This window comes from Rheinheimera tangshanensis (assembly GCF_014645135.1).
Lineage (GTDB): Bacteria > Pseudomonadota > Gammaproteobacteria > Enterobacterales > Alteromonadaceae > Pararheinheimera > Pararheinheimera tangshanensis.
Map to the genome: position 1 here is coordinate 381184 of NZ_BMLH01000001.1, position 15223 is coordinate 396406.

A 15223-nucleotide genomic window follows, 5' to 3' on the forward strand; every position below is an offset into this window, starting at 1 on the left:
CCGGGCAGGTCGCCTGTAGAGCAGTTAAGCTATAGATAAGGCATTAAACTTTCTTTCGCGCCGTTAAGCGCACCCATTCTTCTTTAACCGCTACCGGGTCAAACTCAAATTCTGCCGCATAGGCATCGATCACCGACTGAGCCTGACTTTCCAGAATACCGGACAGCGCCAGTAAGCCACCTGGTTTGACATAAGCACTGATAATGCCGCTCAATTGTGCAAGCGGACCGGCCAGAATATTAGCCACTACTACATCTGCTTGTAATGAAGCTGGTTGATCCTTCGGCAAATACAGCTCAATTTGTTGTTCTACACCGTTGCGGGTAGCGTTGGCTAGGCTTGATTCAATAGCTTGAGGGTCAATATCGATACCAACCACACGCTTAGCGCCAAGCTTTAATGCAGCAATACCTAAAATGCCTGAGCCACAGCCAAAATCGACCACTAAACTTTGCGATAATTCCTGCGCATCCAGCCATTCCATACAAAGCGCAGTCGTAGGGTGAGTACCAGTACCAAACGCCAAGCCAGGGTCGAGCATTACGTTTACTGCAGTTGGGTCCGGAATATCGCGCCAGCTTGGGCAAACCCATAAACGGTTACCAAAGCGGATAGGGTGGAAGTTATCCATCCATTCCCTTTCCCAGTCTTTGTCTTCCAGTTGTTCCAGCTTGTACTGCACACCATTTTTGAAAATGGCGGCTTTTTCCAGCTGACGAACCACTTTGTCCATTTTGTGCTCGGCATCAAACAAACCCACCACAACCGTATTTTCCCAATACAAGACTTCACCCGGCAGAGGTTCGTAAATAGGGGTGTCTTTGGCGTCAACAAAACTGACAGCTTGCGCGCCCCAGCTCATCAGCATATCACTGACCTGCTCGGCTTGTTTTTCAGTGCTGTTTACGCGTAATTGGATCCACGGCATGGCGTTGCTCTTCACTCTCTGGAAATGGACGCGAATTGTAGCAGTTTGGCGGCGTAAAATCAGCGCTTAGGTGGTGCAAAAAGCAAAGCCACCGGGAAGGTGGCTCTGTAGGGGCGAGGCTTGTCCCCGCCCGTCTCATGTTCAAACACATGTGGGGTGAGAGCTTGAAGTCAACAACGCTGCAGCTTCAAGTACGACGGCAAGACCAATACCCAAAGTAATTGATGTTGCAGCTAGGCGACAAGTGCTTGAGACCCCAGGAGCATAGTTGCCTATGCGACTGGGGCGAGAGCTTGAAGTCAACAACGCTGCAGCTTCAAGTACGCAGGGGATTACTTCAGACCGAGTTTATGTTCCAAATAGTGGATGTTCGTTCCACCTTTATTGAAGTTCTCGTCTGTCATAATCAGCTTGTGCAGCTCGATATTGGTTTTGATCCCACCGACCAGCAGTTCGCTTAATGCGTTACGCATACGGGCTATAGCGATATCACGGTTTTCACCGTAAGTGATCAGCTTGCCCACCATGGAATCGTAGTTTGGCGGCACTGTGTAATCCGCGTAAATATGCGAATCCCAACGCACACCGTTGCCACCTGGTGGGTGGAAGCGGGTGATAGTGCCTGGCGACGGAATAAAGGTCTTGGCATCTTCAGCGTTGATACGGCATTCCACAGCATGACCACGGATCACAATGTCTGACTGCTTAATGCTCAGTGGCATGCCAGAGGCAATGCGCAGCTGCTCTTTAATCAGATCCACACCAGTGATCATTTCTGTCACTGGGTGTTCTACCTGAATACGGGTGTTCATTTCGATGAAATAAAACTCGCCGTCTTCAAACAGGAATTCGAAAGTACCAGCACCACGGTAGTTCAGGTCGATACAAGCCTGCACACAACGGCCACCGATAAAATTACGCAGTTCCTGAGTAATGCCTGGAGCTGGCGCTTCTTCTACCACTTTCTGGTGACGACGTTGCATAGAACAATCACGTTCACCTAAGTGAATGGCATTGCCCTGACCATCAGCCAACACCTGAATTTCGATATGACGTGGGTTTTCCAGGAATTTCTCCATGTACACCATGTCATTACCAAAAGCAGTGCCTGCTTCGTTTTTGGTCATCGCAATAGATTCAACCAGTTCGTCTTCGCTGCGCACTACACGCATACCACGACCACCGCCGCCGCCAGCAGCTTTAACGATAATCGGGTAACCGATACGTTTAGCAATAGCTTTGTTGACTTCGTCGTCGTCGCCCACAGCGCCGTCAGAACCTGGTACACAAGGTACACCGGCTTTTTTCATGGCTTCAATGGCAGAAACTTTGTCGCCCATTAAACGGATAGACTCAGGACGTGGACCGATAAACACCAGACCACTTTCTTCCACTTGCTGCGCAAAATCAGCACGTTCAGCTAAGAAACCATAACCAGGGTGAATCGCCTGGGCATTGGTCACTTCAGCTGCGGCAATCAGCGCAGGAATATTTAAGTAACTTTGTGGTGATGGCGCAGGACCAATACAAATGGTCTCATCGGCCAGCAGCACGTGTTTCAGATTACGGTCTACTGTGGAGTGCACAGCCACCGTTTTGATACCGAGTTCCTTACACGCACGTAAAATACGCAGTGCAATTTCACCCCGGTTGGCGATCAGTACTTTTTCTAGCATGAGTCTGCCTTTTAACTTATTCGATCACAAATAATGGCTGGTCAAACTCAACCGGCTCGCCGTTTTCTACCAGAATTTGTGTCACCACACCCGCCTTGTCAGACTGGATTTGGTTCATCATCTTCATCGCTTCGATAATACACAGCGTATCACCCACTTTAACGCTCTGGCCTACTTCAACAAAAGCTTTGGAAGTTGGAGATGCTGCGCGGTAGAACGAACCTACCATAGGTGAACGCATCTGGTGGCCAGTGATGACTGGCTTGGCAGCTTCAGCAGGAGCAGCGGCAGCAACTGGCGCTGCAGCAGGAGCTTGTTGCATTGGCGCAGCAGCATACTGCATTGGAGCATATTGCTGCATTGGGCCATTGCGGCTGATACGAACGGATTCTTCGCCTTCAGTAATTTCAAGCTCGTTAATGCCTGATTCTTCCAGCAGTTCGATCAATTTTTTAATTTTTCTGATATCCATGACGTAGTTGCCTAATTAATTTGATGGAATGGTTGATAAGGACGACACCGCCGATTCCAGTGCATAGTGGTAGCCTTTGGCCCCTAAACCACAAATCACACCTTTGGCGATATCGGATAAATACGAGTGACGACGGAATTCTTCCCGCGCATGTACATTGGACAAATGCACTTCAATAAAAGGGATAGCCACGGCCAGCAGCGCATCACGAATCGCCACGCTGGTATGGGTATATGCGCCCGGGTTGATAATAATAAAGTCCTGTTGTCCAAGGCTTTGCTGAATAGCGTTGATGAGCTCATGTTCGGCGTTAGATTGCAGATGAGTCAAAGTAGCATTCAGCTCTTTGGCATGGGCAGTTAAGCCATCAACAATGTGCGGTAAAGTGGCGGCGCCATAAATTTGAGGCTCACGTTTGCCTAACATATTTAAGTTAGGGCCGTTGAGCAGCAAAATACGTAAGTTTGTAGACATATAGCGCGAATTTCCCGTCATCTTGTTTAATTGCCAACTATCTTGCCAAAGGCATAAAGCAATTGCATCTTTTTTGTTCAGCGATCAGCTGTCGCTGCAGATTTGCCGCTTATTATAGTGAAATCGTTGCAAATGGCAGCAAAATACTGGTCTTATCAGCAGAGCGGAACTTTTTTGCGAAGTTGAAAATGAAGCTGTGAAATTTCGGCAAAGTCAGAGCCAGTCTGACTTTGCCGTGAGTAGCGCGGGAATTTTTACTGCAGTATTGGGCCTAAATGGGCACTAAAATCTTTTGGTCCCATGAAGCCTGTAATGCGAGATTGCGTTAATTCGCTGCCGTTTTTGTCAAATAACAGCAAAGTTGGCAAACCTAAAACTTGAAAATGATCGAGCAATTGCTGATCCTGCTCAGTGGCATGGGTGACATCTATCTTAATTAAGGTGAACTGCGCCATTAAGCTTTTCACTTCGCCATCAGCAAAAGTGATGTGCTCAAACTCTTTACAGGCCACACACCATTCGGCGAACAAATCGACCAGCACAGGTTTACCTGCTTCAGCCGATTTTTCCACTTCCTGTTGCAGCTCATCCAAAGTTTTCACCAGTTTAAATTCTGTGTTTTGTGTCTGAGTGACTTGCGTCGTTGTCACTGTAGCGCCAGGTAACCAATACCATAAGTTCGCACCTGTAGTGCCCAGCACTATCACTAAGGCCAGCATCCAACTGATGCTTTGGCCTGTAGTACCGGAAGAGAGTTGCTGCGATAAGCGGTGTAAATACACAGCCAGCATCAACAAGACGAGAGTTGCGGCAATGACCACCACATAAGCAGGCAGGAAACGGCTGAGTAACCAGACTGGCACTGCTAATAACAGGAAACCAAAGCTGGCTTTAACCACATCCATCCAGGCGCCGGCTTTGGGTAAAAACTTACCTCCCGTGCTGCCTAAAATCAGTAATGGCAAGCCCATACCCATACTTAAGATATAAAGCGTTAAAGCGCCCAGGGCTAAATCGCCGGACTGAGCTACATATAAAAGTGCTGCTGTCAGAGGGGCTGTGGTGCAAGGGGAGGCGACTAAACCTGATAACAAGCCCATCAAAGCCGCACCTTTAATGCTGCCGCCTTGTTGTTTGTTGCTTAAGTTATTTACTTTGTTTTGCCATTTTTCCGGCAGGCTTAAGTTAAACACGCCAAACATAGCCAAGGCTAAAAACACAAATAAGATGCTGATGGCGATTAATACAACAGGGTGCTGAAAATAGGTCTGGAACTGCAAACCTAAGCTTGCGACCAATAAACCCAATAAGGAGTAGCTAATAGCCATACCCTGCACATAAGCCATAGACAAACTAAAAGCGCGTTTGCCGGATAACTGCTGACCTTGCCCTACAATAATGCTGGTTAAAATAGGGTACATAGGGAACACACAAGGCGTAAAAGCCAAACCTAAACCCAGCAGGAAAAACAAAAACAGTGCTTTGACCGTGCTGTCGCTTTGTAATTTATCTAACAGCTGCAGCTGTTCTGAAACCGGTGCTGTAGAAGTTGTTGTTGAATCATCTGCAGCAGAATTATCCGTAATACCTAAAGCGGCTGCAGCATCAGCTGTACTGGCGCTAGCCGTTACAGCAGGTGCTATCAAAGGAATATCCAGCGTTTGCACCGGGTAACATAAACCGGCTTCTGCACAGCCCTGGAAGCGCACCTTCAGCATGGCTTCAGAACCCAATTGGCTTAACGGAATATCCAACACGACCTGATGGAAATACACTTCGGACTCACCAAAGTATTCGTCAGTAATCATCACACCTTTTGGGTACTGTGGATGAGAAAAGGCAGCATCTATGCCGACAAACTTAAACTTGTCTTTATACAAGTAATAACCGTCCGCTATGGTGAAGCTCACCTGCAACTTGTTTTCTTGCTGGCGAAAATCCATCACAAAAGCCTGCTCTACCGGCAGAAACTGCGAACCTTGCTGCAAGGCGGCCAGCGCATTGGTGCTTTGTGCCTGACTTACAAAAGATAAGCACAGCAGCAGGCTAACTAAAAAACTCTTAATCACGACTTGTTACCTCTTGAACCCACTGTAAATAGGGGGCGAATACTTGTTGTGCAGCAATAGCAATAATTTCAGGCACCTGATACGGGTGTAAAGCACAAATGGCCTGTTCGACTTCGATAAAATCTTCTTTTCTGGCTTTAATTAACAATGGAATTTCAGTGCTTTGTTCAAGTTTACCCTGCCAGACATAATGCGATTGCACTGCTGGCAAAACGTTAACACAAGCTGCCAGCTTTTGCTCCAGCAAGTGTTGAGTGATGCGCTCTGCAACTTCTGCATCAGGGCAATTACACAAAATCAGTTCCATCATCATGGTCGGATCCTCATCATCACGGCAAACAAGACCTGCTTAACCCGAATTTTGTTGCATAAAACGAATTGTTTGCACAAAAACTAAGCAGAAACACTTAAATGCGCAAAATTTTTAAAAAATAGCCCTTGGGTTCATAAGGAGATTGCCCCATATAGCAAACACAACAAATTTAACACCCAATGTTAAAACTCAAATCGCTTTTAGGAGATAAAAAAGCATGAATATTCGTCCATTACACGATCGCGTCATCATCAAGCGTTTGGAAGCTGAAAGCAAATCTGCTGGTGGTATTGTGCTGACTGGCGCTTCTGCTGAAAAATCTACTCGTGGTGAAGTGGTTGCAGTTGGCAACGGTCGCATTTTAGAAAACGGCACGGTCCGTCCTTTAGATGTGAAAGTCGGCGACAAAGTGATCTTTGGTGCTTACGTAGAACGCACTGAAAAAATCGAAGGCCAGGAATATGTCATCACTAAAGAAGACAACATCCTTGGCGTGATCACCGAATAATTAAACCGAACTTTCTAATTTAATTTCAAAGTATTCAGAGGAATTTTTAAAATGGCTGCAAAAGACGTACGTTTTGGCGATGAAGCCCGTAACAAGATGCTCAAAGGCGTCAACATTTTAGCAAACGCAGTGCGCGTAACTTTAGGCCCTAAAGGCCGTAACGTGATTCTGGACAAGTCATTCGGTTCACCAATCATCACTAAAGACGGTGTATCTGTGGCCAAAGAGATCGAGCTGGAAGACAAGTTCGAAAACATGGGCGCACAAATGGTGAAAGAAGTTGCTTCTAAAGCCAATGACGAAGCCGGTGACGGTACTACGACTGCCACTGTGTTAGCACAAAACATTATCAACGAAGGCGTAAAAGCTGTTGCTGCCGGTATGAATCCAATGGATTTAAAACGTGGTATCGACAAAGCAGTGATCGCTGCCGTTGAAGAATTAAAAGCTTTATCTCAGCCATGCGCCGACACTAAAGCTATTGCTCAGGTTGGTACTATCTCTGCAAACTCTGACGATGAAATTGGCCAAATCATTGCCAATGCCATGGACAAAGTAGGCAAAGAAGGCGTGATCACTGTTGAAGAAGGCCAGGGCTTAGCCAACGAGCTGGCTGTGGTTGAAGGTATGCAGTTTGACCGTGGCTACCTGTCTCCGTACTTCATCAACAACCCGGAAGCTGGTCAGGTCGAACTGGACAACCCGTTCATCCTGACTGTGGATAAAAAAATCAGCAACATCCGTGAATTACTGCCGGTATTAGAAGGCGTGGCCAAGTCTGGCAAGCCTCTGCTGATCATCGCTGAAGATTTAGAAGGCGAAGCTTTAGCTACGCTGGTTGTGAACAACATGCGCGGTATCGTCAAAGTATCTGCGGTGAAAGCGCCAGGTTTCGGTGACCGTCGTAAAGCTATGCTGCAAGACATCGCGGTATTAACTGGTGGTGTAGTGATTTCTGAAGAAATCGGTATGGAGCTGGAAAAAGCCACGCTGGAAGATTTAGGTACTGCTAAACGTGTTGTGATCACTAAAGACAACACCACGATCATCGATGGTGCTGGTGAGCAGGACGCTATTGACGGTCGCGTGAAGCAAATCCGTCAACAAGTGGAAGATGCCACTTCAGACTACGATAAAGAAAAACTGCAAGAGCGCCTGGCGAAGTTAGCTGGCGGTGTTGCTGTGATTAAAGTAGGCGCTGCCACTGAAATCGAAATGAAAGAGAAAAAACACCGCGTAGAAGACGCGCTGCACGCAACTCGTGCTGCCGTTGAAGAAGGCGTAGTGCCTGGCGGTGGTGTGGCTTTAGTACGTGTAGCTGCCAAGCTGGTTGACCTGCGTGGCATCAACGAAGACCAGAACCACGGTATCAAAATCGCACTGCGTGCGATGGAAGCACCACTGCGTCAAATCGTTGATAACGCCGGTGAAGAGCCTTCAGTTGTTGTAAACAACGTGAAAAACGGTTCAGGCAACTACGGTTACAACGCTGCAACTGGCGTGTACGGCGATATGCTGGAAATGGGTATCCTGGATCCAACCAAAGTAACTCGTTCTGCTCTGCAGTTCGCAGCTTCTGTTGGTTCTCTGATGATCACCACCGAAGCTATGGTGACAGAACTGCCGAAGAAAGATGCTCCTGCAATGCCAGATATGGGCGGCATGGGTGGAATGGGCGGAATGATGTAATCCGCACATCCCCCTAAAAAAATGAACCCGGCGCAAGCCGGGTTTGTTGTTTTTAAGGGGGAATGGCGGCTCACGAAGGGGTCAGATCAAGATTTGCGAAGCAAATTTGCTCTGACCCCAATATTCCATCCGAATCCTCAATCCCATCTGAACTAATCTGACGCTTCAACTTCAGAGCAAAACCAAACCGCTCTCCGAACCAGCCCAACCACCAACTACTACGTTCGCCCGTTCGCGCCTCCCGCGCTCACTTTTGATTGCTCACTGCGCAGTTACTGGTGTTTGGTATGCGACTTTCCTAAAATCCGATCTATTAGTCTTTTATGTGCAGCTAAGCTGGCACCAATATTTCATCCACGTCCAATGATCGCATTTCCTGCATGGTTTTCGATGATTTTAAAAATCGGAGAGATAGACATTTCATGAATGTAGCAATGATGGATTGATAGAACTAAATCTTGAAGTCGCTTATCTGTTTCCAAATCCAAAATATTTAAACCTATTCTTCTAAGTTCATCCCTAGTGATGTGTCGAGAATGAGTTTTGTGATTAGTATGATCTCCAAGAGCTTGCGACACTTTTAAAGCATGCTCTTTTGCTTCATCCCCCTTACCTGCAAACATTCCTCTAGCAAGCCATTCAGTCACCATAGTGTTTGACCAAGAGATGGCATGCTTACAGGTTGTTAGTAGAGTGGGATGGTACTTTTCCATTATGGGTCGCCACACATGAGCATATGCTGGGTTTTGAATTATTTGAGATGCAGCATATTCAAACTCTTCGATCAAACTTTGTGCCGCCATACCTCCAAGTTGTGGATCTATAGGGCCCAAGTTAGAATGGTTTCCCATTATGATTTCTTTGCAAGAGCAAGAAATCATTGTGCCAGCAGACATTGCTATCTGCGGTATTATCGCCCTTATGTCACCTTTGAATATACTGTATATATACTCAACTATAGATTCAGTGGCAGCTATGTCACCGCCAGGGGTATGGAGAATAAGGTCTAATCCAAGGCTTACATCTATGCCGCTTATTGCGTTCATAAATCCATTTTTATCTGAGTCATTGATAATTGTATTAGCAACGCCCGGCCTAGATAAAAAGCCTGAGTAGTAACAGATGACATTTCTTTGAGTGTGCTGATGTAATTCACCTAAATATTTTCTGCGTACACTATCAGACGGATGAGGATTTTCTGTAACGGTCTGAGTAGCGATCTCTAGCTGAATCTTATTGAAATTAGGCATAGTGGGTACATCCAATGTATAAAAAAGCTCCCAATTAGGGAGCTTAAATTTCTAAATAATTTAAACAGCAGCTGTTTGCTGTTCTGGAGGAGAAGTGTGAGAAACTAACTTCTCAGGAACATGCTTTAGCAGTGTAAATATTTCAAAGCTTGTTGCTTCTGACGCGTTGTTATTAGCTGTTTTTATTGCATCTGGGGTTGGAGTAAACCCTAAACTTTCGTACATTGCTGCGTAATCCATAAATATCACCCTGTTTGTTCGTACCCGATAAAAACCATTTTGGTTATTTCATCTGCACAAAAAGCGCGCGTATTATACTGTTATCGTCCGTTTCCACAATCACTAAAGTGATAAGTTTTGGCGCTCAAATAGACAATAGATCCATTCGTCGGACTAACGCAAGAGCATTTTGTATAAAAATGCAATTAAGTTTGCATAACCTATGAAGTTATTCTTTTTCTATGCACTAATAACTGTCTTTTTGCGTTCATCTGTGTATAAGTTTGTTAATAAGTTTGTTTTTTCGCTTTTATCCACATAGTTTTAGACTGATTCTCGGTAATTAGTTCAGTAAAATTGACTTTTTGCATGTGGATTCGTGGTGATAAATCTGCTGCGTTACCCAGCTTTTCTAAAGCTAAAGGCGACCAAACCACATTCATTTTTTCAACCGAGCTAGCAGCAAACTGCGGGCGTCTTCATTCGAAACTCCGGCGCCTGACGCCAGTTGGGCTTCTGCGGTGCGCAGTTCTTCCAGCAGTTCAATTTTCTCCTGCATAGCTTCATATTCAGCTACGTCCATCAACACAGCGACGCCTTTGCCATGCTGCGTAATGACTAAGGGACGGCGGGTTTCATTAATTTGCCGGATATAAGAAGCAACACTGGATCTGAATTCAGAAAGAGGTTGGATGTCCTGATCAAGACGGAGACGTGCCACAATAAAGCCCCATTAAGTACGAAATAACGTACAAAATATAGTGTAAGTTGAGTAATCAAGCAAGGTAGTTTGGCTACAAAGATCGCTCGCCCCAACCCCTGTCCCTAAACCTTTACAAATAGCCCAAACTTCAATAAATCACTTAAATTGATTAAAACCACATTTTCTATTCCATTGGTCTAATGTTTAGCGCGGTGCAGGTTAACTTTAACCAATGGAGGGAGCGCATATGCTTCAACGGAAAACAACATTACTCTCGGCTTTAGCAGTCGCCGTTTCGCTAGCTTTAACTACCCATATCGCCAGTGCTGAAAGCATGAATAAAGACAATCAGTTCTGGTGGCCTGAACAATTAAACCTGGCGCCGCTGCGTCAGCATGGGGTGGAATCCAGCCCTATGGATCAAAGCTTTAACTACGCAGAAGAATTTAAAAAGCTGGATTTAAAGGCAGTCAAAGCCGACATCACCAAACTGATGACCACGCCGCAAGACTGGTGGCCGCCGGATTATGGTCACTATGGGCCGTTTTTTATTCGTATGGCCTGGCACAGCGCTGGTACCTACCGGATTTCTGATGGCCGGGGTGGTGCAGGTGGAGGGCAGCAGCGGTTTGAGCCTTTAAATAGCTGGCCTGATAACGTCAATTTAGATAAAGCCCGGCGCTTGCTCTGGCCTATTAAACAAAAATATGGCCGGCAAATTTCATGGGCTGACTTAATGGTGCTGACAGGCAATGTGGCGCTGGAGTCTATGGGCTTTAAAACCTTTGGTTTTGCCGGTGGTCGCACCGATGACTGGGAAGCCGATATTGTTTACTGGGGACCGGAAACTAAATTCCTGGATGACAAGCGCTACAGTGGTGATCGTAAGCTACAAAAACCTCTGGCTGCTGTGCAAATGGGCCTGATTTATGTCAATCCGGAAGGGCCTAATGGCAATCCTGATCCCTTGCTTGCCGCCAAAGATATTCGCGAAACCTTTGGTCGTATGGCGATGAACGATGAGGAAACAGTGGCCTTAATAGCGGGTGGCCACACTTTTGGTAAAGCGCACGGTGCGCATAAACCTGAAGACTGTGTTGGCAAAGAACCTGCTGCGGCAGAGCTTGAAGAACAAGGTTTTGGCTGGAAAAACAAATGTGGCAAAGGCCATTCCGAAGATACAGTCACTTCGGGTTTAGAAGGTGCCTGGTCGGTGAATCCAACTGCCTGGACTACTCAGTATCTGGATAACCTCTATGCCTTTGATTGGGTCAAAACCAAAAGCCCGGCTGGTGCCACTCAGTGGATCCCGAAAGACGGTCAGGCTGCCAATTTAGTGCCGGACGCGCACGACAAAACCAAACGCCATGCGCCTATTATGTTCACCACAGACCTGGCGCTAAAAGAAGATCCCGAATACCGCAAAATCACCATGCGCTTTAAAGAAAACCCCAAGGAGTTTGAACTGGCCTTTGCTAAAGCCTGGTTTAAATTAACTCACCGCGATATGGGGCCTAAGGTTCGGTATTTAGGTGCTGAAGTGCCAGCTGAAACCTTGATTTGGCAGGACGCTGTGCCCGCTGTCGATCATGAATTGGTCAACGCTGAGGATATCAAAGCGCTCAAAGCCAAAGTGTTGTCATCCGGTTTAACAGTGCCAGAGCTGGTTCGCACCAGTTGGGCTGCAGCAGCCAGCTTCCGTGGTACAGATTTACGTGGTGGTGCCAACGGAGCTCGTTTGGCTTTAGCGCCACAAAAAGACTGGGCGGTGAATAACCCGGCTGAAGTGGCCAAGGTACTGAAAAAACTGCAAGGCATTCAGCAGGACTTTAATAAAGCCCAAAGCGGTGGCAAAAAAGTCTCTCTGGCTGATTTGATTGTGCTTGCTGGCGGTGCTGCAGTAGAGCAAGCCGCTAAAGCAGGGGGCATCACGGTAGAAGTGCCCTTTACACCGGGCCGCACTGATGCCAGTCAGGCGCAAACCGATGTGGCATCTTTTGCTGTATTGGAGCCGATGGCTGATGGCTTCCGCAACTACTACAGCAAAGATACTCTGTTATCTCCTGCTGAGGCTTTGGTAGATAAAGCCAATCTGCTGACCTTAAGCGTGCCGGAAATGACAGTGCTGATAGGTGGTTTACGTGCGCTGGACGCCAATACAGGCGGTGCAAAACACGGCGTATTTACCAGTAAACCCGGCACTTTAAGCAACGACTTCTTTGTCAATTTGCTGGATATGTCCACAGAGTGGCGCAAGTCGGCTAAAACTGAAGGCATGTACGAAGGTGTGGATCGCAAAACCGGCACACTGAAATGGACTGCAACCCCGGTGGATCTGGTGTTTGGTTCGCACTCGGAGCTTCGCGCTATAGCAGAAGTTTATGCGGCACAGGATGGCAAAGTGAAGTTCACTAAAGACTTTGTCGACGCCTGGACCAAAGTGATGACGCTGGACAGGTTTGATCTGACTATGTGATTGCTTCGTTGTTGAAGTAAATGATGAAGATAAAACACGGCGGCCTTTGGGTCGCCGTGTTTTCTGGGATCACTTGTATCATCTTAGTAGTTGACTGTTTTACTCGGGCTTTGTTAAAGTTGCGCCATCCCAAAGGGGAGTAGCTCACTACTGGTTTATCGTCATTACGAAACTTCAGGTTTCCGGTAACCAGGTCAGTACCACACTGATGAGCAAGACCTTTGCCGCTCTGGCAAAGATCCCTTTCAAACAGGAGTTCCAGCCCGTGCGGTTCTGGACAATACCGGCAGCAGCCGGTGAATCAAACCCTGTTTGGAGCTTTTTATGGAATCCATTGCAAACCCCTGGTTATGGGCCGCATTTTTTAGTGTGGTCATCATCATGCTTGCTATCGACTTATTTTGGGTCGGTGGCGGTAAACAACACAAAGTCTCAGTCAAAGAAGCTGCCATTTGGTCTGGTATTTGGGTATCGGTGTCTATGCTGTTTGCTGCCGGATTATGGCTGTATCTGAATAACACTGTGGGTGAACAAATAGCCACAGCCAAAACTCTGGAATATGTCACAGGTTATTTAATTGAGAAGTCACTGGCCATAGACAATGTCTTCGTCTGGCTGATGATTTTTACTGTGTTTGCTATCCCGGCAGATTTACAAAAACGCGTGCTGGTGTTGGGTGTTATAGGTGCCATTGTGATGCGTACCATCATGATTTTTGCTGGTGCTTGGCTTATTACTCAATTCCATTGGTTACTTTATGTGTTTGGCGTTTTCCTGCTGTTCACTGGTATAAAAATGTGGCTGGCTGCTGAGCAACAACCTGATTTAGCCAATAGCAAAATCGTCTTGTGGTTACGTCGTCGTTACAACATTACAGAACAACTTGAAGGCGAGAAGTTTTTCGTCAAACGTTTCGTCGATGGCCGCTGGGTACTGTATGCCACGCCGCTGTTTTTGGTGTTGGTGCTGGTGGAATTCTCGGATCTGATCTTTGCTGTTGACTCCATCCCGGCGATTTTTGCCATTACCACAGATCCATTTATCGTTTTAACCTCAAATATCTTTGCGATATTAGGTTTGCGCTCTATGTATTTTCTACTGGCCGATATGGCTGATCGCTTTAGTTTACTGAAGTATGGTTTGGCTTTAGTGCTGGTATTTATTGGTATCAAAATGATGCTGATTGATCTGATGAAGATCCCAACCGCTTTATCCTTATGTGTCGTAGCGACTATTATTGCCACCTCTGTGATACTGTCACTGCGCAAAAATCGTAAAGAAGCTGAAGGTTCAGCAGAATAAAACTGACGTCTAGGCCCAACTGGCATCTATTTTTTGCATGGATGCCAGTTGGTTAACTCTTCCCAACTACATCAGGCCCAGCTAGGCTAGAGCCATCCACATATGCCAAGGGCCATCTATGCGTCAGCAGTTGCTAAGTGGCTGGCAGAAAGCCTTAAAATCTGTCCTTGTATGACGTAGGGGCGGCCTTTATGGTCGCCCGTCTCTTATTTATAACCAAAACAAATTTCGCTTAAATGGCTTTATCTTTGCGTAATGCCCACAGCGTAAACAAACTTGCGGTGATAAACATCAGCAAGCTATAGACGCTGGGGGCTATCGACATGGCGCTATTTTGTAAAATGCCAGTAGTGATCATCAAAGCCAGTGTGCCATTTTGCAGACCAACCTCAAGACAAATGGTTCTGGCTTGTTTTTCTTGCTGCAGTAAAAACCGGCCTAAGCCATAACCTGCCAGCATGGTCAGCACATTTAAGGTCAAAGCTGCAGGTCCGGTTTTCTGTAAAAACAACCAAAGATCTGAACCCAGATCGGTCGCTATGCTGATGATCAGCAGTACCAGCACTATCACTGAAAAGCGGCTGATCAAGGGGTGAATGCGGGATGAGCGTTCAGGCCATTTAAAGTTAAACCACATGCCAAGCAATACAGGGAATACACCCACTATCATTAAGGTCAGCCAGGTTTTTAATAACGGCAGCTGAAAAGCAGTGTTTTCCCCTAAGAAATGCTCAATCGCCCATGCAGCCAGCAGCGGCAATGAAAAAGGCGTAACAAAACCAACCAGAGCTGTTAATGCGACCGACAAACCGACATCAGCTTTGGCTAAGTAACTGTACAAATTAGAGGTGGTTCCACCCGGACATAAGGCCAGAATAAATAAACCCACTGCGAGCTCACCCTGCAGCTCAAATAGAGAAATCACCAATAAGGCACAAAGCGGCAGCAGAAGTAATTGCGCCAAAGCACCAATAAAAAATGCTTTAGGCTGCCGTGCCACTTCAGTGAAGTGAGCTGGCCGCAGCGTCATTCCCACGCCTGTCATAATCAGTATTAATGCGATGGGTAAACCAATTTGGGTTAGCGTTTCAGGCATTTTATTCTTCTTCAAAGAGAGTAGAGGCTCACCCTAACTTGAATTTCC

14 protein-coding genes are annotated in these 15223 nt (G+C 46.5%); 4 read left to right on the forward strand and 10 right to left on the reverse strand.

Annotated elements, in window-relative coordinates; translation table 11 throughout:
• Window positions 1-43: 43 nt before the first annotated feature.
• From prmA to cutA, 6 genes are all read right to left on the reverse strand, one after another.
• Window positions 44-928, reverse strand: a complete 885-nt coding sequence (gene prmA, locus IEW88_RS01780) for a 50S ribosomal protein L11 methyltransferase (protein WP_147902975.1) — start codon at window positions 926-928, stop codon at window positions 44-46.
• A 332-nt stretch (window positions 929-1260) separates the two neighbouring features.
• Window positions 1261-2604, reverse strand: a complete 1344-nt coding sequence (gene accC, locus IEW88_RS01785; protein WP_053423914.1) for an acetyl-CoA carboxylase biotin carboxylase subunit — start codon at window positions 2602-2604, stop codon at window positions 1261-1263.
• Between the two features lie 16 nt (window positions 2605-2620).
• Window positions 2621-3076 (reverse strand): acetyl-CoA carboxylase biotin carboxyl carrier protein, encoded by a 456-nt coding sequence (accB, locus tag IEW88_RS01790; protein WP_147902974.1) that lies wholly within the window; start codon window positions 3074-3076, stop codon window positions 2621-2623.
• Between the two features lie 15 nt (window positions 3077-3091).
• Entirely contained in the window at window positions 3092-3550 is a 459-nt protein-coding gene (aroQ, locus tag IEW88_RS01795; protein WP_147902973.1) for a type II 3-dehydroquinate dehydratase, read from the reverse strand.
• A 254-nt stretch (window positions 3551-3804) separates the two neighbouring features.
• On the reverse strand, window positions 3805-5619 hold the full coding sequence (locus IEW88_RS01800) for a protein-disulfide reductase DsbD (RefSeq protein WP_147902972.1): 1815 nt from the start codon (window positions 5617-5619) through the stop codon (window positions 3805-3807).
• Window positions 5612-5932 (reverse strand): divalent-cation tolerance protein CutA, encoded by a 321-nt coding sequence (gene cutA, locus IEW88_RS01805; protein WP_221411345.1) that lies wholly within the window; start codon window positions 5930-5932, stop codon window positions 5612-5614. The genes IEW88_RS01800 and cutA overlap by 8 nt, the downstream gene beginning before the upstream one ends.
• A gap of 217 nt (window positions 5933-6149) precedes the next feature.
• Between cutA and IEW88_RS01810 the strand changes: the two genes are divergently transcribed.
• Together IEW88_RS01810 and groL are read left to right on the forward strand one after the other, a co-directional pair.
• A complete protein-coding gene (locus IEW88_RS01810; protein WP_053423916.1) occupies window positions 6150-6440 on the forward strand; it encodes a co-chaperone GroES in 291 nt (96 codons plus the stop codon).
• 51 nt (window positions 6441-6491) lie between these two features.
• Entirely contained in the window at window positions 6492-8129 is a 1638-nt protein-coding gene (gene groL, locus IEW88_RS01815) for a chaperonin GroEL (RefSeq protein WP_147902971.1), read from the forward strand.
• Between the two features lie 350 nt (window positions 8130-8479).
• On the opposite strand, the gene IEW88_RS01820 is transcribed toward groL, so the two are convergent.
• From IEW88_RS01820 to IEW88_RS01830, 3 genes are all read right to left on the reverse strand, one after another.
• The gene (locus IEW88_RS01820) at window positions 8480-9379 is read right to left on the reverse strand and encodes an SDH family Clp fold serine proteinase (RefSeq protein ID WP_147902970.1); all 900 of its coding nucleotides are present in this window, start codon (window positions 9377-9379) and stop codon (window positions 8480-8482) included.
• Window positions 9380-9439: 60 nt separating this feature from the next.
• Complete coding sequence (locus IEW88_RS01825) at window positions 9440-9619, reverse strand: hypothetical protein (RefSeq protein WP_147902969.1); 180 nt, start codon at window positions 9617-9619, stop codon at window positions 9440-9442.
• Window positions 9620-10037: 418 nt separating this feature from the next.
• Window positions 10038-10319: a type II toxin-antitoxin system Phd/YefM family antitoxin gene (locus IEW88_RS01830; protein ID WP_147902968.1), complete on the reverse strand. Its 282-nt coding sequence runs from the start codon at window positions 10317-10319 to the stop codon at window positions 10038-10040.
• 229 nt (window positions 10320-10548) lie between these two features.
• Between IEW88_RS01830 and katG the strand changes: the two genes are divergently transcribed.
• Window positions 10549-12777, forward strand: coding sequence for a catalase/peroxidase HPI (gene katG / locus IEW88_RS01835; protein ID WP_147902967.1), 2229 nt, complete (start codon window positions 10549-10551; stop codon window positions 12775-12777).
• A 324-nt stretch (window positions 12778-13101) separates the two neighbouring features.
• Window positions 13102-14079: a TerC family protein gene (locus tag IEW88_RS01840; protein ID WP_147902966.1), complete on the forward strand. Its 978-nt coding sequence runs from the start codon at window positions 13102-13104 to the stop codon at window positions 14077-14079.
• A 232-nt stretch (window positions 14080-14311) separates the two neighbouring features.
• Here IEW88_RS01840 and IEW88_RS01845 read toward each other — a convergent pair whose 3' ends face one another.
• Entirely contained in the window at window positions 14312-15175 is an 864-nt protein-coding gene (locus IEW88_RS01845; protein ID WP_147902965.1) for a bile acid:sodium symporter family protein, read from the reverse strand.
• Window positions 15176-15223 lie beyond the last annotated feature (48 nt).

What these genes read in the sequence shown, in the direction of transcription:
- IEW88_RS01825 (WP_147902969.1), bottom strand. Translation starts at nt 9,619, where the DNA reads ATGGATTACGCAGCAATGTACGAAAGTTTAGGGTTTACTCCAACCCCA.
- katG (WP_147902967.1), top strand. Translation starts at nt 10,549, where the DNA reads ATGCTTCAACGGAAAACAACATTACTCTCGGCTTTAGCAGTCGCCGTT.
- groL (WP_147902971.1), top strand. Translation starts at nt 6,492, where the DNA reads ATGGCTGCAAAAGACGTACGTTTTGGCGATGAAGCCCGTAACAAGATG.
- IEW88_RS01810 (WP_053423916.1), top strand. Translation starts at nt 6,150, where the DNA reads ATGAATATTCGTCCATTACACGATCGCGTCATCATCAAGCGTTTGGAA.
- IEW88_RS01840 (WP_147902966.1), top strand. Translation starts at nt 13,102, where the DNA reads ATGGAATCCATTGCAAACCCCTGGTTATGGGCCGCATTTTTTAGTGTG.
- accB (WP_147902974.1), bottom strand. Translation starts at nt 3,076, where the DNA reads ATGGATATCAGAAAAATTAAAAAATTGATCGAACTGCTGGAAGAATCA.
- accC (WP_053423914.1), bottom strand. Translation starts at nt 2,604, where the DNA reads ATGCTAGAAAAAGTACTGATCGCCAACCGGGGTGAAATTGCACTGCGT.
- aroQ (WP_147902973.1), bottom strand. Translation starts at nt 3,550, where the DNA reads ATGTCTACAAACTTACGTATTTTGCTGCTCAACGGCCCTAACTTAAAT.
- cutA (WP_221411345.1), bottom strand. Translation starts at nt 5,932, where the DNA reads ATGATGATGGAACTGATTTTGTGTAATTGCCCTGATGCAGAAGTTGCA.
- IEW88_RS01820 (WP_147902970.1), bottom strand. Translation starts at nt 9,379, where the DNA reads ATGCCTAATTTCAATAAGATTCAGCTAGAGATCGCTACTCAGACCGTT.
- prmA (WP_147902975.1), bottom strand. Translation starts at nt 928, where the DNA reads ATGCCGTGGATCCAATTACGCGTAAACAGCACTGAAAAACAAGCCGAG.
- IEW88_RS01845 (WP_147902965.1), bottom strand. Translation starts at nt 15,175, where the DNA reads ATGCCTGAAACGCTAACCCAAATTGGTTTACCCATCGCATTAATACTG.